General features: G+C 51.5%; 16 protein-coding genes. 2 read left to right on the top strand and 14 right to left on the bottom strand.

The features are described from left to right. Nucleotides 1-24: 24 nt before the first annotated feature. The 5 genes from BLO51_RS03460 to BLO51_RS29040 form a co-directional block, all read right to left on the bottom strand. The gene (locus tag BLO51_RS03460; RefSeq protein WP_090666877.1) at nucleotides 25-1,056 is read right to left on the bottom strand and encodes a sensor histidine kinase; all 1,032 of its coding nucleotides are present in this window, start codon (nucleotides 1,054-1,056) and stop codon (nucleotides 25-27) included. After that, nucleotides 1,046-1,762 carry a response regulator transcription factor gene (locus tag BLO51_RS03455; RefSeq protein ID WP_090666875.1) on the bottom strand — a complete coding sequence of 239 codons (717 nt, stop codon included), beginning with the start codon at nucleotides 1,760-1,762 and terminating at the stop codon, nucleotides 1,046-1,048. Before BLO51_RS03455 ends, BLO51_RS03460 begins: the two co-directional genes overlap by 11 nt. A gap of 354 nt (nucleotides 1,763-2,116) precedes the next feature. Continuing rightward, entirely contained in the window at nucleotides 2,117-4,654 is a 2,538-nt protein-coding gene (gene uvrA, locus BLO51_RS03450; RefSeq protein WP_090666873.1) for an excinuclease ABC subunit UvrA, read from the bottom strand. 140 nt (nucleotides 4,655-4,794) lie between these two features. Continuing rightward, on the bottom strand, nucleotides 4,795-4,956 hold the full coding sequence (locus BLO51_RS29045; protein WP_167670097.1) for a hypothetical protein: 162 nt from the start codon (nucleotides 4,954-4,956) through the stop codon (nucleotides 4,795-4,797). A gap of 87 nt (nucleotides 4,957-5,043) precedes the next feature. Beyond that, nucleotides 5,044-5,190, bottom strand: a complete 147-nt coding sequence (locus BLO51_RS29040) for a hypothetical protein (RefSeq protein ID WP_167670088.1) — start codon at nucleotides 5,188-5,190, stop codon at nucleotides 5,044-5,046. Nucleotides 5,191-5,218: 28 nt separating this feature from the next. Here BLO51_RS29040 and BLO51_RS03445 point away from each other — a divergent pair, with 28 nt between their 5' ends. Further along, entirely contained in the window at nucleotides 5,219-5,551 is a 333-nt protein-coding gene (locus tag BLO51_RS03445) for a TetR family transcriptional regulator (protein WP_245719509.1), read from the top strand. A gap of 64 nt (nucleotides 5,552-5,615) precedes the next feature. Here the strand turns inward: BLO51_RS03445 and eat are convergent, their stop codons facing one another. Next, the gene (gene eat / locus BLO51_RS03440) at nucleotides 5,616-6,968 is read right to left on the bottom strand and encodes an ethanolamine permease (protein WP_090666869.1); all 1,353 of its coding nucleotides are present in this window, start codon (nucleotides 6,966-6,968) and stop codon (nucleotides 5,616-5,618) included. A gap of 159 nt (nucleotides 6,969-7,127) precedes the next feature. On the opposite strand from eat, the gene BLO51_RS29660 reads away from it, so the two are divergent. Further along, nucleotides 7,128-7,403 (top strand): hypothetical protein, encoded by a 276-nt coding sequence (locus BLO51_RS29660; RefSeq protein ID WP_217266679.1) that lies wholly within the window; start codon nucleotides 7,128-7,130, stop codon nucleotides 7,401-7,403. A gap of 18 nt (nucleotides 7,404-7,421) precedes the next feature. On the opposite strand, the gene BLO51_RS03430 is transcribed toward BLO51_RS29660, so the two are convergent. The 8 genes from BLO51_RS03430 to BLO51_RS03395 all read right to left on the bottom strand — a co-directional run bounded on the left by BLO51_RS03430 (nucleotide 7,422) and on the right by BLO51_RS03395 (nucleotide 17,139). Then, nucleotides 7,422-8,441 (bottom strand): LacI family DNA-binding transcriptional regulator, encoded by a 1,020-nt coding sequence (locus BLO51_RS03430; RefSeq protein WP_174551188.1) that lies wholly within the window; start codon nucleotides 8,439-8,441, stop codon nucleotides 7,422-7,424. Between the two features lie 168 nt (nucleotides 8,442-8,609). Beyond that, nucleotides 8,610-9,281, bottom strand: a complete 672-nt coding sequence (pgmB, locus tag BLO51_RS03425; RefSeq protein WP_090666863.1) for a beta-phosphoglucomutase — start codon at nucleotides 9,279-9,281, stop codon at nucleotides 8,610-8,612. Nucleotides 9,282-9,321: 40 nt separating this feature from the next. Beyond that, nucleotides 9,322-11,598, bottom strand: coding sequence for a glycoside hydrolase family 65 protein (locus tag BLO51_RS03420; protein ID WP_090666861.1), 2,277 nt, complete (start codon nucleotides 11,596-11,598; stop codon nucleotides 9,322-9,324). A gap of 381 nt (nucleotides 11,599-11,979) precedes the next feature. Continuing rightward, nucleotides 11,980-12,231 carry a CopG family transcriptional regulator gene (locus BLO51_RS03415; protein ID WP_245719508.1) on the bottom strand — a complete coding sequence of 84 codons (252 nt, stop codon included), beginning with the start codon at nucleotides 12,229-12,231 and terminating at the stop codon, nucleotides 11,980-11,982. 128 nt (nucleotides 12,232-12,359) lie between these two features. After that, on the bottom strand, nucleotides 12,360-14,333 hold the full coding sequence (locus BLO51_RS03410) for a DUF2325 domain-containing protein (RefSeq protein WP_090666855.1): 1,974 nt from the start codon (nucleotides 14,331-14,333) through the stop codon (nucleotides 12,360-12,362). A gap of 219 nt (nucleotides 14,334-14,552) precedes the next feature. Then, on the bottom strand, nucleotides 14,553-14,915 hold the full coding sequence (locus BLO51_RS03405) for a GIY-YIG nuclease family protein (RefSeq protein WP_090666852.1): 363 nt from the start codon (nucleotides 14,913-14,915) through the stop codon (nucleotides 14,553-14,555). Nucleotides 14,916-15,014: 99 nt separating this feature from the next. Continuing rightward, nucleotides 15,015-15,494, bottom strand: a complete 480-nt coding sequence (locus BLO51_RS03400) for a DUF6530 family protein (RefSeq protein WP_090666850.1) — start codon at nucleotides 15,492-15,494, stop codon at nucleotides 15,015-15,017. Nucleotides 15,495-15,762: 268 nt separating this feature from the next. Next, nucleotides 15,763-17,139 (bottom strand): extracellular solute-binding protein, encoded by a 1,377-nt coding sequence (locus BLO51_RS03395; protein WP_090666848.1) that lies wholly within the window; start codon nucleotides 17,137-17,139, stop codon nucleotides 15,763-15,765. Between the last annotated feature and the right edge of the window lie 67 nt (nucleotides 17,140-17,206).

Raw genomic sequence — 17,206 nt, 5'->3', positions numbered from 1 at the left:
TCTTAACCAGTTCTTAATTGTTTCTTAATCTCGGCTCGCAGCGCCTCGCTTCGGGATCGAGAAGCCGAAGGTCGTTTTCACGCCGGGCTCGCTTTCGGCCCACAAGGTTCCCGAATGCTTCTCGGCGAGCACCTTCGCGATGGCCAGACCTAACCCGCTCCCTTGAGCGGAAGGATTCCTGGCCCGGTCCGTGCGGTACATTCGTTCGAACACGCGGGGCAAATCGTCCGGCGAAATCCCGCTCCCCCGATCCCACACCAGCAGCCGGTACTTGCCTGTGGCTTCCATCAGCTCGATGCCCAATACTTTACCGTCTTTTCCATGCTCGACGGCATTTTTGATCAGATTGCTGACGATCCGAAGCAGGCTTACCCGATCGGCCTCAATGAAGCAGGCTTCTTCCGGAATGTTGACTTTTAACTCGATTGCATATTTTTTCAGCTCGGGCAAGAATCCGATCACCGATTCCCGGACAATTTCTGCAAAATCCAGCGTTTCCGGCTTCAATAGTATTTCGTCCGCATCCAGCTTGGCCAGCTCGAAGATTTCGTCGATCAGCTCTTTCAAGGCGACGGCCTTCCCGGACAAAATATCCAGATACCGCTCCTTCTCCTCGGTGGAAGCCGCGATGTCATCCTTCAACGCATCCGCATAGCCGATGATCGACGTGAGAGGAGTCCGAATATCGTGGGAGATGTTGGACAGCAGACTTTTTCTCGCGGCCTCCGAGCGGATCGTGCGGACGTGAACCTTAGCCAACTGCTCGATCAATTCGTTGATCGAAAAGATCGCCTCGTCCAAGTGACGGTCGTCATTGGCAAGCAGGCGGGTATTCGTATTCCCTTGCGTGGTGCGCCTCAGCGCAGCTACCATAGCCTTCAGCCTCGCCATGAAACGATACCGGACGAACAGATGGATGACCGTCACGGCAAACAGCCCAGCGAATAAAGCCCCTCGGACGATGCCTTGGGGCTGGTAATTCCAATCCAGGATGAACAGCGCGGACAAGACGATGAACTGCACAATCAGGAGAAAGGCGCCTTTGTCATGCTTCATCTTTGTCACCTGCAAATTTGTACCCGATTCCCCATACGGTCTGAATCCATTTCGGATCGGACGGGTCCTCCTCGATTTTCATCCGGAGCTTGCGGATATGGACCATCACGGTATTGTCGTCTTCCAAATAATCGCTGTCCCATACTTGCCGGAACAGCTGCGTCTTCGTAAATACCTGCTCGGGGTGCGAAGCCAAAAACTTCAGCAGCTCGAACTCTTTGCCCGTTAGAGTGATCTCTTCCCCAGCTCTTGTGACCGTATACTTTTGCAAATGAATCGTCATGTTCTTGAAGCTCAGCACCGTCTCCCGCTGTGAGCCGCTTTCGCTGCCTAAGACCAGGAAACGCCGCAGATGAGCTTTAATCCGGGCAACCAGCTCATGGATGCTGAAAGGCTTCGTAATATAGTCGTCCGCCCCGATGCTCAGCCCCAATACTTTATCGATTTCCTGATCCTTGGCCGTGAGCATGAGAATCGGGACATTCGTCTTCATGCGAAGTCTCCGGCATACCTCGATGCCGTCGACCTTGGGCATCATCAAATCGAGCAAGATCAGGTTATAGCGGTGCGCTTCGAACAGTCGGAGAGCTTCTTCCCCGTCTGCCGCCGCATCAATCCGATAAGTTTCTCTTTCCAAATACGTTTTCACCAGCTCGCGAATTTCCCGATCGTCATCGGCAATCAGAATTTGAATATCGTGCTGCATCGTTCCACCTGCTTTTTTCTCTGAAGCAATTGCTTATCGTTTAAAGGCGCCAATGATTATTCATTCCTTTGCCTGAAAATCTCACGGCCATTCATGGGTAGAAAATACGTCGCCTTTGAGTATACCATTTCTCATGATCCAATGGCTATCGCCCGCCAAAAGCTGCGTTCTTCCTTTAAAACAAAAAAAGCTTGATTTCTCAAGCTTTATCATTCAAACGGAGGTACTTCGATAAGTAACTCCGACTCGTCATGCACAAACGAGCGCTCCCGCCGCTGTTGCTAGGTCATGCAGGTTTTTTTACGCGCCGATTTCGTCAGACCTGCGGCAGTCAAGCGGCGGACAACCTCGCTTTTATCCGCTCAGCGCGTTCCTCAAAAAGGCTGCGGTGTAAGATCCGTTCGCTTGCGCGACATGCTCCGGCGTGCCCTGCGCGACAAGATAACCGCCCGCCTCTCCCCCGTCCGGTCCCAGATCGACGATCCAATCCGCCTCGCGGATCAGGTCGAGATGATGCTCGATAACAATGACCGTATTTCCTGCATCTACCAGTTTATTCAGCAAGATCAGAAGCTGTCGCACATCGGAAGGATGCAGTCCCGTCGTCGGCTCGTCCAGCAGGTACAGGGTATGCCCTTTTGTTTTTTTGCTTAATTCCTTGGCCAGCTTGAGGCGCTGGGCCTCACCTCCGGACAGCGTAGTCGCCGGTTGGCCCAGCTGCAAATAACCGAGCCCCACTTCGCACAGCAGCGCCAGCTTTTCTGCCAGCTCGCGATGCCCGCCGAAGAAATGCAAGCTTTCCTGCACCGTCATATCCAGAAGCTCGGAGATGTTCTTGCCCTCGTATGTGACGCTCAAAATGTCGTCCTTAAACCGTCTTCCGCCGCAGTCCGGGCACACGGCCTCCACATCCGGCAAAAAATGCATATCCAGCAGCAGCACGCCCAGCCCCTGGCATTTCTCGCATCTCCCCCCGGGAACGTTGAACGAAAAATGCTTCGACGACAGCTTTCTCCGTTTGGCCTCCGGCAGCCCGGAGAACAGATTGCGGATCAGCGTAAATACGTCGGTATAGGTGGCGATGTTGGAGCGCTGGATACGTCCGATGGGCGCTTGATCGACCGTAATCCATTTGTCGATATGCCCGAACCCGTCGATGCTTCCGCATTCCAAACCGCTTTCCACGCGCCCCTGAACATACTGTCGGCCGGCCGGGTCGATCAGATCGAATAACAACGTCGATTTTCCGGAACCAGAGACGCCGGTAATGGCAATTAGCGTGCCTAAAGGAAGCTCGACCGTGATGTTTTTCAAGTTTCGCGTATACGCGTCCCGGACGGTCAAGAAAGCTCCGTTACCGGGTCTTCGCCCGGAGGATAAGGGCCGTTCATGAACGTTTTTCAGGAATTGTCCCGTCACCGAGCCCGGATTCGACATTAACGCTTCCAGCGTTCCGGTGCCGACGACCATTCCCCCTTGACGGCCTGCACCCGGCCCCATATCAATGATATAATCGGCTGCTTCCATCACATCGACGTCATGCTCAATCACAAGCACGGTATTTCCCAAGTCACGCAGCTGTTGCAACACGCCGATGAGCGAAGCCGTATTCCTCGGATGCAGCCCTGCCGTGGGCTCGTCCAGGACGTACAAGACCCCGGTAAGACCCGAGCCTAACAGCGAGGCCAGCCGGAGACGCTGCGCTTCGCCGCCGGACAGCGTATTGGCCTGCCTGTCGAGCGACAGATACCCCAAACCGACCTTTGCAACCCGCCTCATGCGCTCCGCGATATCGTGGATGATCGGGTCCAGCACCTGTTGTCCCGCTTCGGAGAGGGCAGGCCGCATCTCTTCCAGCCACGCCATCAAGCGGTGAAGCGGCCATGACGAAATTTCGGCAATCGATTGTCCGCTTATCGTGACCAGGCGGCTCTCGCTTCTCAGGCGCGTTCCTTCGCAAGCGGGACAAGGGCGGCGGGTGAAATAGCTCGCCAGCTTCCTCGACTGTGCGGTATCTCCGGGCTGCTCCCGGTGCCGCCGGTTCAGATAGGTCAGTGCACCCTCGAACCGGCCTTTTCCGACCGACTTGGGCGCCTTGATTCCGGGAAAACGTCCGGCAAACGGCTCGCTCTCGACGCCGTGAAGCAGCAAATCCCGCTGAACCGGACTGTAGTCCTTCATAGGAGCGTCCGGGTCAAACGTGAACCCGTAATGCTTCGCCGCAGTCTGAAGCACGTCCGAATAATAGTCGATGAACATTCCGTCCCAAAAGGTGACGCAGCCGCCGCGAAAACTCCGTTCTTCATCGAAAACCAAGCCTGTCTCCAAGCTTGTAACGATTCCCATCCCGGCGCACGCTTCACAGGCGCCTTCCGGCTTGTTGAAGGAGAAGTGGGCCATTTTCAGCTTGGGGACCGCGCACCGGCATTGGGGGCAGCGGTCCGTTCCCGAACCATGGTTCTCCTCCAGTAGCCTCGCTCCGGGGACCGCTTCTTCCCCGGCCGGTTCGAATGAGGGTCTTATCGTGGCGCCGCATGACGGACAAGGGCGCTCCCCGAGCCGGGCGTACAAAACCCGTAAATACGTATAAATCTCCGTTATCGTCCCCAGTGTGGACCTTGGGTTCCGGTTGGCGATCTGCTGGCCGACCCCAATCGACGGGGAAAGACCGGTGATCGATTCCACCTTCGGCTTGTCGATCGCATCCGTGACCATGCCCATCGATTCCATGTATTGCCTCTGGCATTCCTTCTGCAAAATGTCCATCGCCAGCGTCGATTTTCCCGAGCCGGACAATCCGGTCAAGACGACGAGCTTGTTCTTCGGAATACTCAGCGAGACGTGCTTCAGATTATTTTCATAGGCGCCTTGAATGACAATGGTTCCTTCCATCCTGTATCCTCCTCGTTCCAATCTACCTTGGGTACCGCACCTTCCTAGATCAAGTATACGTGCCGTACATGACATCTATTGTCATATTGAACCAAAGGCCTGTACTTATACTGCAATTGAAATGGGAGGTTTGGAAGATACTATTCCTGTTCCAAGACGCCGGCCGTTTCCTGCGATGCCATTTGCTTCTGCGCGGAGGCAACCGGATTCCGGTTATGCTCGAATTCGTTTATTTCGCTAAATGATTCCATGCCGCTTTCTTTCGTCTGCTTTTCTTTGTCGGAGGCTTTGAATTCCGCCATCGGGTTCCCTCGCTTGTCGGTCGTTTTGTTTTCAACATGTATAGAATATCCAGTCCGGCCGGAATCGTATGCACGGCCTCCCGCGCTTCACGCCCCAAGCTCCAGCTTGACGCCATATTCCTTGAGCCAGCAGTTCACCTTCACCAAATAATCCAGAATCGCGCGAGCCTCCGTTTCGCTCCCTACAGCGCTCTTGCCTTCCCATGTCCACCAGATGCGGTCGAAGGCTTTCACCGAGCTCCAACAAGAAAGCGATATTTGGGTGCGTCTGCGAAACATTCTTCGCTATTTAAGCGCGGAGGTGCATCAGGACCCTTTCGTTTCCACCTTGTTTGAGGAGTACAAGGAATTTCGGCTCGCGGAGATTGAAAGGTGCTTCGCCCAATCGGAAGAAGCCGCCGTTCAATTGATCGGCAGCTTGATCCGGGAAGGGCAGCGGCAAGGGTACTATGCCCAGGTTCCGCTGCCGCTTACCGCGTTTATGTTGGTCAAAATGATATTTTCCTACGAGCTTGATTATCCGAAGACGGAGCAAAGCGATCAGGACTTGAAGCAGCTCCTTCGTCATATGCTGCGCAAACGGACCGACGATTGAACCGAAGCGGCAGCCTCATATTGGTGAAGCTGCCGCTCGACCGGAACCGCCAGCCTATCGAGTTCTAATCCAGCACAGTGCTTTCCCCCGCGGGAGCATTGGTTGGCTTTACGCGGACCAGGTAATAAAGCACGGCTACCGCAAAAATGACGACAACGACGCCCCAGAGGGGAACACTCATGCCGAACAGCGGAAGCGAGGTCGTCATGAGGCTGTAGCGGATCACGCAATAAAGGAACAGCAGCCCCAGAATCAGCGCGATGGCCGGAATGACAGGAAAGGCCACTTTAAAAGGCCGCTCCATATTCGGTTCCTTCACGCGCAGAATGAACAAGGAAATCATGCTAAGACAATACATAACGACGGCGCCGAAAACCGCAAGCAGGATCAAGGCGTTGGCAAAAGCCGCCGAGCCGGCGCAGATCACGCCGATCACGCCCGGTACGATGAGCCCCCATACCGGTACGCTTTTGGAATTGAGCCGGGCCAGGAACTTCGGGAAGTAACCGGCGCGAGCCAGCGCGTACGTCTGCCGGGAATAGCCGATAATAATGCCGTGCAGGCTGGCAATCAGGCCGAACAATCCGATAATCGCCACACTCATGGCAAGCAGGCTGCCTTCGCCGTAAACGCTTCCAAGGGCCTGAGGAAGCGGATAATCTGCCGGTTTTCCGATACCTCCTCCAAGACCGGCTGTCACGAACAACGTCAACAGCGTAGCTGTAGTCAGCGTTAAAATACCGGAGATAAAGCCGCGCGGAATGTCCCGCTTCGGATTCTTGACTTCTTCAGCCGCCATCGCGCCGCCTTCGATCGCGAGGAAGAACCAGATCGCAAACGGGATGGCTGCCATGACGCCGCCGCCTCCACCGATAAACGAATTCGCGTTCACCAAATTCTCCATCTTCACATGTGGCAGTCCCGCTGCGTAAAAAATCGCAAGTCCGATCAGCGCGGCGATCGTCGCGCCCAGCTCGATCAACGCGGCTCCTTTCATGCCCACCAGGTTAATCAAAATAAAAAATACGAACACGCCGATGGTCACATAGACCGGTTGAACCGCCGGAATCAGGAAGTGAACGTACGCCCCCGTCGAAACCGCAATGGCCGGCGGCGCAAACACAAACTCCAACAGACACGCAATTCCGGCAATAAAGCCGCCGAACGGCCCCATCGCCCTTGCCGCATAAGCCGAAGGCCCGCCGGCGTTAGGAATGGACGTGGACAGCTCGGAATAGCTGAATATAAAACAGGTAAAAAATACGATGACGAGCAGCGAAGCGATCGCAAGGCCCATAATTCCGCCTTGCTCAAACCCGTAGTTCCACCCGAAATATTGACCGGAGATGACCATCCCGACCGCGATTGCCCAAAGATGAATCGGCTTTAACGTTTTTTTCAATTCATGATTTTCCATCATCAATTCTCCCTTCAGGGCTAATTATCCTTCGGAATATTCATTTTGATTGCGCTTACAAATTGTTTCGGCGTCATTTTAAACTGCAAGTTCGTAAGCTGATACGTTAACAAGGTTTCTTCGACGTCGTTGAATGCGGAGGTAAGTCCCAATCGAAGAGTGGTCGATGGGCTGCAGCCTGCCGAAAAGCTTACGAATGCGGCCGCTAAAATCAAAGTGACCATTTTGGGTATTTTGGCGCTGTCCGGTGGTCTTGCCGTTCTCTTTGGTTCGACCAGCCTCATGCTTATCTCCCGCCCTCCTATTTTTGATCCCAATCTTTCCGGAAACAAAAAAATGCCTTGGAACAGAAGCGTAATTGTACACTTCTGCAGCCATGGCACCGTTGCCCTGTTTATCCACTTGTATAAAATGATATTAAAACCAACCGCATGAATTTGCAACCTAAATTTTTTAGAAAATTTCGCCGCTTACATTTTTTACTGTATCCCGGACGACGATTCGATGCGGAAGATACGTTCTGAGTGTGGGCGGACCCGCTCCATCCAGCACTTCCTGAAGCGTTCGGACGGCCTTGTAGCCGATCTCGTAAATCGGCTGGGCGACGGTCGTCAACCGCGGCAGCGACATATTGGCGATTCTCGTGTTGTCCAGCCCAAGGACGGACACCTCATCGGGCACCCGGATGCCACTTCGATAGAGAAAATAAATCGCCCCCAGCGCCATCTCGTCACTTGCCGCGAATACGGCGGTCAGCTCCGAATTTTTGTTCCACAGTCTCTCCATTGCCGCATAGCCGTCGTCATAACGGTAGTTCCCGAACTCCACATACCGGGCGGAATCGAACTCAAGCTCGTTTGTTCTCATCGCTCGCATGAAGCCCTGCAGACGGGACATGCCGGCGATCGGGTCCAGGTGCGGCCCGCTAATCATGGCGATCCGCCGGTGCCCGCAATCGATCAAATATTGCCCCGCATCGAAGCCCGCCTGCTCGTCGTCGATTTTGACGGAAGGAATGGCGTACTCCAAGCTTTGCGTGGAAGCCAACACGACCGGTAAACCGAGTTGATAGAAGATGTCGTAGTAATCGGGATAGACCGGCTCGCTGGTGAACACGAAGCCGTCGATTTGCTTTTCCTTCATGCTCCGAAGCGCCGAGATCATCCGCTGCTTGTCCTTATCGGTGTTGCAAATGATAATGTTATGCCCGAATTCCTGCGCCGCATCCTCCATGCCTCGGAACATTTCGGCATAATAATAATTGGAAATATCAGGTATCAGAATACCCAATGTTTTCGTCTTTTTATGGATCAGGCCTCTTGCCAGAGCATTGGGGTGATATTTCAATTGGTCGATCGCGCGGAGAACCCGCTCCCTTTTTTCCTTCGAGACTTTGTCCGGCGCATTCAACACCCGCGAAATGGTGCTGATGGACACCCCCGCCAGTTTTGCAACATCTTTTATCGTAGCCATGATATTGTTTATCTCCCGATTCAGGGGAATAGATTTGAAAAGGTTTTCATTTCTGTTTCATTGTAAATGATTTGCCATCCTTCGTCAAATCACCCGAAAGACACTCAACAATAAACCCCCGGTTCCACCTTCACAGCGGCTCCGGAGGTTTATTCGGCGACTGTCTGTTTATCGAACTCGAACTTGCGGCAATATGGCTTCCAAGGAAAGCTCGGCCGTGCTTTCATACACCAGATCGGCATGGGCGAACAGCTCCTTCGCGCCAATCGCTACCGCGAACATACCCGCTCCTTTAATCGCCTCTACTCCCGCCGCCGCGTCTTCCACGCCAATGCAAGCGCCGGGCTCCACTTCCAGCAGATGAGCGGCTTTCAAAAAGATTTCGGGGTCCGGCTTGCCGCGCAGCACCGTCTTGGCATCGACAATCGCGTGAAACTTGTCCTTGAGGCCGAGCGACTCCAGAACCGCAAACGCGTTTTTGCTGGCCGACGCCAGTCCAATCTTGAGCCCTTGGGCTTGAATTTCGGCAATAAATTCGTTAATGCCCGGTAATACGTCCGCAGGACTAATATTTTGAATCAAGGTCAAATAATGCTCGTTCTTTTTGTCCGCCAGCGCGTTTTTTTGTTCCTCGGTAAAATCGTGCGCTTTGCCGCCGAGAACGAGAATTTTTTCCAGCGATTCCATCCGGGAGATCCCTTTCAGCTCCTCGTTGAATTCGCGCGTAAACGGGATTGACAACTCCTCAGCCAGCGCCTTCCACGCCTCGTAATGGTATTCGGCCGTGTCCGTAATGACGCCGTCCAGATCGAAAATGACCGCTTGCACTGGTGTGTTCATGTCTGCTTCCCCTTTCAAATGCCAGGCTTAGGCCGGTCGGTTAGTTTGCTTTCAAGGCTTGTTCCAACAGCCGATTGTGCTGCAGCGTTACTTCGTCCCCGTACAGCTTGAGCGTCAGCACTTCGCCTGCTTCGAGCGTAAGCCGGACGCTCTGACGGTCGATATCCACGGCGAGCTTGCGTCCGCGGTATTGAAGACGGAACGAATACCGGTCCCACTGCCCCGGAATCGCCGGCGCCAGCGACAGCCCGCTCTCTTTCATGCGGAGACCGGCAAACCCGTAAACGATCGACATCCAGGTGCCGCCCATGTTCGCCATATGCAGGCCGTCTTTGGTATTGCCGTGTGTGTTGTCGAGATCCAGACGGGCCGTTTCGATAAAATAATCGTAAGCTTTGGCATCGTACCCCAGCTTGGAGGCCATAATGCTGAAGATGCAGGAAGACAGCGACGAATCGTGGGTCGTGATCTTTTCGTAATAGGTATAAGAGTTGCGGATCGTCTCCAGCTCCTGTTCGTCCTCCAACAGGAAGTGAGCGAGCACCGTATCCGCTTGCTTGCACACCTGGTAACGGTAGAGCGTCAACGGATGATAGTGCAGCAGCAGCGGGTAGTTCTCTTCCGGCGTATTTTCAAAATCCCAAACCGCTTTTTGTAAGAATGTATCGTCCTGTGGGTTAATATTCAGTGTCGGATCGTACGGCAGATACATACATTCCGCCGCTTTTTGCCATGCTTCCGCTTCCTGCTTCGTCATATTCAGCCGCGCGCACAACCGGTCTAAAACCTCTGGAGCAATGTCAGCCAGCAACCGGTAAGCCTTGGCCGCCCACTTCAGATTATGCTTGGCCATCACGTTGGTATAGTAATTGTTATTGACAACGCACGTATATTCGTCGGGGCCGGTCACGTTGTCGATCCGGAATTCGCCGTTTAGATAGTGGCCCATATCCAGCCAGAGACGCGCCGTTTCAAACAGCAATTCGGCGCCGTACGTTTTCATGAATTCGTCGTCCTGCGTGCCGAGATAATACTGAATGTAGCTGTAGGCGATATCCCCGCTAATATGATACTGCGCCGTGCCCGACGGGAAGAACGACGAGCACTCCGTACCGGAAATCGTGCGCCAAGGAAACAAGGCTCCTTGCTTATGCCCCATTTCTTTCGCCCGGGCCTGCGCCTGATCCAAGGTCGAATAACGGTAAATCAGCAGCTGGCGGGCAATCTCCGGCTTCGTCATCAGAAAGACCGGGAACATGTAAATTTCCGTATCCCAGAAGTAATGGCCTTCGTAGCCCTCCCCGGACAAGCCCTTGGCCGAAATATTGCTGTGTTCGTCCCGGCCGACCGATTGGAGCAAATGATAGAGGTTAAAGCGGATGCCTTCCTGCAAACGGCTATCTCCTTCGATATGGATATCGGCGTTTGCCCAAAAGTCATCCAAGTACGCTTGTTGGGTGTCCAACACGTCTTCAAATGTCAGCCCGCCGAGCTGTTCATGAATGCTGATGGCCTGTTCGACAAGATTCCCCTGGTGGCGCAAAGTATCCGTATACACGTTCCATTTCGTCACCTGAACCGGTTCGGTCAAATTAAACGTCAGCACGGTTTCGCCGTTAGCGCTCTTGACTTCGACTGCGCCGGATACCGTATGACTGCTGACGCAAGCGGTTTTCAAGCCGGACGCCAGCGTGCGGTCCACGGCGTAGACATAGCCTTGCTTTTCCCCGGCTTCTTCCACTTGCAGACGTTTGGAATGACCGGAGGCGACCCGGGGATCGTTCGGATCGGCAAAGTTGGACACGTCTCCGTTGACGGTCGACACTACTTTGACCCGCCCGGTGAAATTGACCGGTTCGATCCGCAGGTCGACAGCGAACAATTCTCTGACAGTCATGGAAACGACGCGCCGGAAGTGGAGCTTTACTTCTTTGCCGCCCGGAGAGCGCCAGTGCACAGTTCTTTCGGTGTAGCCGCGGTCAAGGTGCAGACGCCGCTCGTAGGCCACCGCTTCCCCGGCAAATAAAGAAAACTCTTCCTCGTCGTCGCCCAAATAGATCTTGATCGTTTGCGCGTCGATAATATTGAGCAGCTTTTGCTGGGTCCCTGGGAACGCGTAAAGCTTTTCTCCGTAAGGGATGTCGATCACATCATGAAACGCGTTCTGGTACATGCCCCGGATCGAGACCATCTCCGGACGGTACCCTTCTTCAAAGTTGCCGCGAACGCCAAGATACCCGTTGCCTAAAGAAAATAAGCTTTCCAAATTCAGCAAAGCTTTGGGGGTCAGTTCATTGTTCGTCAATGTCCATGTCACCGCTTATCACTCCCGGACGTAAATTAATTTGAAAAGCTTTTCAAAATCGATCAAAGCATAAATTCCAGCATATCGAACCACTCCACTCTATTATTAATGTGATCGTGGTCGTTGTAAAGTGGTTTTTTTGCTTCTATGAGAAGCCGTAGGTTTTTCCCGCATTAGCGGCGAAATATATGAAAAGCTTTTCAAATCACATCCTATATTATCCAGAACGCTAAAACCCGCCAATTTGAAATTGACGGGTTATTCCGGATAATTGTCATCACATCGCTTGAATGAGATTCCTGCATATGGTAGGATATTTATGCAGTCTGCTTATTCAAGCGATTGCGGGATAGGAAGTAGCGATGGTCTTCTCAGGACGCGCTGCTTCCTTCTTTATTTTTGGAGATCGTCATACACCTTCTTAATCCCTTTACGAATAACATCCGAACGGGTCGTATTCAGCTTCTCGGTGCAAGCATCAAGCATACTCAAAATAGCTTGATCGGCACGTACTCGAATCAATTCGCTTTTGGGATTTTCAGATGGAGGACGCCCTATCTTTTTAGACGACATCGCTTCACCCCACTTTTTGTGTCCATAACAAGTATATGAATGTAGCAACAAAAAGTCAATGCGATTTTCCACCGCTCACTTCTTTTTTCTCGGCAGGTATAGGTATAGGACACACTCTCTAAAGAATGCGTCCCCTCTACACAAATGGATTGCCGCTTAATACCACACCTCGTAAAAAACAGAATACCGGGTTAATATAGCTAGATGTCTAAAATCATATTTTTGCGTTTAATTAATTCTCGATTTTCCCATAGAAGCATGCGCAAATTCGACTTAGATCCTTGAATGACAAAATGCGGAATTTGTCTTTGCTTTGCAATTTCAACACAGCTCCAGGTAGCTCGGTGCGATGTGGCCGTCAGTAAAAAAAATAAGGCATCGGCTTTGCTTAAATCCGCGTGAATTCGCTCCGGGGCATCGCCGCTATCATGTATGAGTATTGCGCCGGTCTCAGCTACAACCCCCTCGAACCATTTCCGCAGACCGCCGACAATAACAATTTTACAGCTTTCTAAGAAAGGATCAGGCTTTGTCTTCTTAACTTGCCCCCTTAGTAAAGATGGCTTTTGCGTTTTTATTTCTTGCTCGGCTGCAGACTGTTTTGTTTTTCGGTATAAGCGAGATAATCGGGCAAAATGCCCTTCGTTAGCAATATTGAATAGACATGGATCTCCGTCGTTCGGCCGTTGGATTTCAATATCTCGTTGATGCAATGGGTATCGGTTTTGAGAATCGTTCATGTCTACACAGTACCAAGTAAAATGATCTCCGAGCTCGATATATCCAACAAATTGACGGACCGGAGCATAGGTATCATCTCCTTGAAGCAATAGCTCGATATCATATAGTGTCGTTCCGTTTTGTTGCTTGCCTGGCGAACATTTTACTTCGGCTTCATGCTCAAGCCCGTGTTGATGGACGATCGATTCCGTCACGTTAAACGTTTTTCCGTCCTCCAGCACGACGTAACCGCCATGATCGCGACGATAGAACGTACCGACACAAGATTGCCCGCTCACCTCTGGTACGCTTGGATCTGATTCAAACGAATGGTCGCTTAGCTGTACATGATCATTAGATTGCGCTTGCCCATTTCCATGCTGAAACTGCTCCAAAAAATCAATCAAGTCAAAAATTTTCCTTATTTGAGCTCGAAGAGCAGGCGCGTTCTCCGGATTTCCGTGCCGAAGCTCCTGAAAAAGTTTGTCTGACTCCGGTAACAAGGAATTTGAAAGAAGCACGATCAGATCGTACGTGTTAGTCTGTCCCTTCATCTCATGCCGCTGTTTCCATTTTTCCAATTCATGTTCCACTTTTACCACATTGGCTTTCATTTTCTCGACTTTCAATTCAGCTTCTTTCACCAGATCTTGCAGTTCGTTTTTTTCCTTATTCAGACGACACAGCCGACCTTCCAGCTGATCCCGAAAGGCTTCCGCTTCCGCTTTTTGCTTCGCCGCTTGTTCTTTCACAATCGTTAATTGCGCCGCGAATTGCTTCTTTTCGCTTTCTATTTTTTCCAACTTTTTTGTTTGAATTCCAAGCTCCTTGCGCAGCTGCTCTACTTCCTTTTCCCTTGTCTGGCGTAAGGCAAGCTCGTTCCTCAGCTTTTGCTCAATAACCGTAAGCTTTTCGTCGCTTGAACGGGCATCTGGTGGGCTCTTCGCTTCCTGAGCCTTTCCTTTTAATCCTTCTTCAAACTCTCTTATGGCCTCTTCCCAAGATGTTCTTCCTGTCGCGCGGCCGGGATGAAACCGGAGAGCCCAATAAACATGCCATTGCCCAAATTTTAAGATGTTATCCTCTTTCGCAGCCAGAAATGTTTCCAGGGTGCCAGGAGATTCGTTTTTCAACACATCTAACACTGTAAATATGATAACCCAATAAAGTCGTTCTCGATCGGAGATGAGATACTGTTTTTGTAGTTGGAGGAGTAATTTATGAAAAAGAGCATCGGGAAATTTTTTGTACTTGGAGAAAACGATGGGGAAATGTAAGAAATGGGCTATCGCTCGTTTTTGTTGAACGGATAGTTCACTAATTAAATACCTGAACTTATCGCTGGGGAAAGAAAGACTTATCTCTTCTTGTATAGCTTGCATAAAATTCGGCTTTTGTTCCTCATCTCCCTCAGCTAAGGAGCTAATTTGACGGACTTCGGCCTTCTCGCTCATAAATACCCTCCTATTTAATGAATATTTCTCCATTATTTAGGATTCGATACTCGCTTTCTATTTCCTCCGAATTTATAAAAAAAATTTATGTTCCAGTTAAAATTTCCTGCATGCCCGAATCCCCCGCAAAGTGCCCGGATTCACCTTCCTTGATTCAACCTGGCTCTGCGGGGCGGTGCAGCGACAGGAAGTGGATTCACCACTCGTGTCTCTAATGATCTATCCCTGCCTTGGCGGCTTGTTATATCCTTTGTCCCCATAGGGCTTCAATTTCTCCAGCCACGGTTTTTCCATCATTTTGAGCTCCCACTTCATATCCGTCACATCGTCCGTTTTCTTTTCCTCCAGCACTTCATAGGTGAAGGCTTCGGCCCCGAGCTCCTTCCAATCCTTTTGCAGCTCTAAATTGGCGAATCTCCCCATATCCAGCTGCATCTTGATGGTCATCCATTTGTTTTTCAGATTCGAAAAACTGTCCACGTAGATTTTACCGTTGCCTTTGTTTGTAATTTGGATGACACCCATGTAAGTCTTAATCTGCTTAAATTCCTCCAGCAGCTCCTTGCGCTTGCTCTTATCCATGTTTTTTCTCTCCCTTTACAACTGGCTGATCATAAAAATCATAAGTACCGGGCGATCATTCGAACCAGCTTGGCCGCTTCCAATCTGCCAAAAGCCGTCTTAATACCCCATATCCTTCAAAATTCCGGATAACGTGCGCAGCCGTTCCCCAATCAGCTCGTCGTCATCGCTCAAAGCCTGATTGAACAGCTTGATATCTTCATTGATTCTTTCGTTGTCCGTACAGATGGCCACGGTCATGGCATCCCCTTGCAGACCGACCCGGTCGATGACCGGCTCCTGCGGATCATACAAATGCTCATATCGGTAAGCTTCGCGAAAATGAGCCATCGTCCGGCAAATCAGAATGGACAAATCAAGAACACGGTGAAGAGGCATCTCCTCCGATTGCCGGGACCATTTCTCTCCCGTGTATCGCCATACCTTGGCCGAAATATCGATTTTCCCCCTGTCATTCCATTGAGCCAATCCCAAGGAAAGACCTTTGGCATCCGTATTGCGGGCGAACCGGCCGTCAACCTGCTCATAATTTTCGGAAACGACAACGGGCTTATGCTTTAACGTAGTCGGTATTTTCATGTGATGTCCCTCTTTTCATTTACTAAATTACTTATTTACTAATTTACTAAATTACTAAATCGCAACTTCATTTTATCCTGCGCCTGGTTGAATGTCAATCCGTTGGTTGACCTGCTGCCCCAAAAAGAAAAAGAGCCGTATCGGCTTCCCTTATTATGGGGAACCCCGGCTCACTGTACTATTCCGAAAATTAGAAAACGGAGTCCGCAAACCTGCGTGACTCCGTTTTTGTTGTTGCGTGAATGCCCGGATTGCGGACAACCCCCACTCACGACAAGGACCCGACCTCCAGGCGGTCTTCGATTAGGGAGCACAGTGCCTCCTCGGTTTCCAAACCGGCCCAATACGGCTTAAGTTCCTGGTTGATGATGGACAACTCCCCTGCGCTGATCGCGAGATCCGTAAAATACCGAAAGCCGGGAATCGTTTCACGAAATAGCGAAAATCTCGACGGAAGATACCGTTTTTCTTCCCCTACCCACTCGGCGGCCGATTTTCTGGCTGGAAGACTGTACGTGTTCTGCCGAACGAAAAGCTGGGCATGGTAACCGGTCAAAAATTCCACCAGCTTTGCGGCGGCAGCCTTGACGTGCGACTGGCGATTAATCGCAAGCCCAATGTTCAACAGCATCGTCATCGGTGTGCCCCTATGCGGTACGGGCGCAATGTCAAAGGATACCCGCTCGCCCAGCAAATAATTCAAATAAAAATAACTGGTCATGGTCATCGACGCTTTCCCCTTGGCCAGAAGCAGCTCCGATTCGCCGGTCCTAACTCCTTCCGATAAAGAGGGAATACTATGCTTCATCTCTCCGCAGTAGCGGAGCGCGTCCATCATCGGCGTACCGGCAAGCTTAAGGCGGCCGCCTTCATAACGTTCGAACTTCCCTCCGGTTTGCAGCAGCAGAAGAGGCCAGCGGTTCGACGAATACAAGTCGCAGTGAAAGCCGAACCGTTCGCCCGGAATCGCGAGCCGCGACGAATATTCGATCAGATCGTTCCACTGCCAGCTGCTGTCCGGCTCGGATAAATTGGCCTCTCGAAAATGCTCCCGGTTATAGCAAAGAATGAGCGGAGAAAAAATAAACGGCTGCACGAGCTGGCGGCCGTTCACTTGAAACGCGTCCGACAGGAAGGAATACAACTCCGGATTGCGTTCCATCGGTTCCAGCAATCCTTCGGCCCCGTTCTCCACACATTCCTGAAAATTCATAAAGTTCATCATGACCACATCGAGGATGCCGCCGGACAAGTACTCACTGATATAGTTGGTGCCGGATGTAGGCACGGCTTGTACCCGAATATGCGGGTTTTCCTTCTGAAAGATGGACAGCAACTGATGAATACCCGCTTCTCCGGTGACGGAGCTGTGAAAACCCAGCTTCACGGTGACGAAGGCTCCGTTCTGAGGACCAACAACCTTAGTTCCGACGCGCGGTATTTTTTCGATCAGCCCCTCTGAAACTAGAACTTCCAGCCCTTTTCGCACCGATTGATTGCTCAACTGGAATTGCGCGGCGAAAGATTTTTCCGAGGGCAAATAGTCTCCTACCGGCCGCTTCCCTGTCAATATGTCTTCCCGCAGTGTACTGACGAGTTCACTCAGCCGCTCGCGGGACGTTTTGTGACTTGTCCTTTCTTCCATTCTAAGACCTCATTTCCATCCGATACACAGTAAAAAACAGAACATAGGGAGTAATCCTATATCCGCT

Source organism: Paenibacillus tianmuensis (assembly GCF_900100345.1).
Lineage (GTDB): Bacteria > Bacillota > Bacilli > Paenibacillales > NBRC-103111 > Paenibacillus_G > Paenibacillus_G tianmuensis.
The sequence above is the reverse complement of the archived record's forward strand: the minus strand, read 5'-3'. Positions and strand labels throughout refer to the sequence as shown.

Coding starts and splice junctions, on each gene's coding strand:
- BLO51_RS03460 (WP_090666877.1), bottom strand. CDS start 1,056: ATGAAGCATGACAAAGGCGCCTTTCTCCTGATTGTGCAGTTCATCGTC.
- BLO51_RS03455 (WP_090666875.1), bottom strand. CDS start 1,762: ATGCAGCACGATATTCAAATTCTGATTGCCGATGACGATCGGGAAATT.
- uvrA (WP_090666873.1), bottom strand. CDS start 4,654: ATGGAAGGAACCATTGTCATTCAAGGCGCCTATGAAAATAATCTGAAG.
- BLO51_RS29045 (WP_167670097.1), bottom strand. CDS start 4,956: ATGGCGGAATTCAAAGCCTCCGACAAAGAAAAGCAGACGAAAGAAAGC.
- eat (WP_090666869.1), bottom strand. CDS start 6,968: ATGGAAAATCATGAATTGAAAAAAACGTTAAAGCCGATTCATCTTTGG.
- BLO51_RS03430 (WP_174551188.1), bottom strand. CDS start 8,441: ATGGCTACGATAAAAGATGTTGCAAAACTGGCGGGGGTGTCCATCAGC.
- pgmB (WP_090666863.1), bottom strand. CDS start 9,281: ATGAACACACCAGTGCAAGCGGTCATTTTCGATCTGGACGGCGTCATT.
- BLO51_RS03410 (WP_090666855.1), bottom strand. CDS start 14,333: ATGAGCGAGAAGGCCGAAGTCCGTCAAATTAGCTCCTTAGCTGAGGGA.
- BLO51_RS03405 (WP_090666852.1), bottom strand. CDS start 14,915: ATGGATAAGAGCAAGCGCAAGGAGCTGCTGGAGGAATTTAAGCAGATT.
- BLO51_RS03400 (WP_090666850.1), bottom strand. CDS start 15,494: ATGAAAATACCGACTACGTTAAAGCATAAGCCCGTTGTCGTTTCCGAA.
- BLO51_RS03395 (WP_090666848.1), bottom strand. CDS start 17,139: ATGGAAGAAAGGACAAGTCACAAAACGTCCCGCGAGCGGCTGAGTGAA.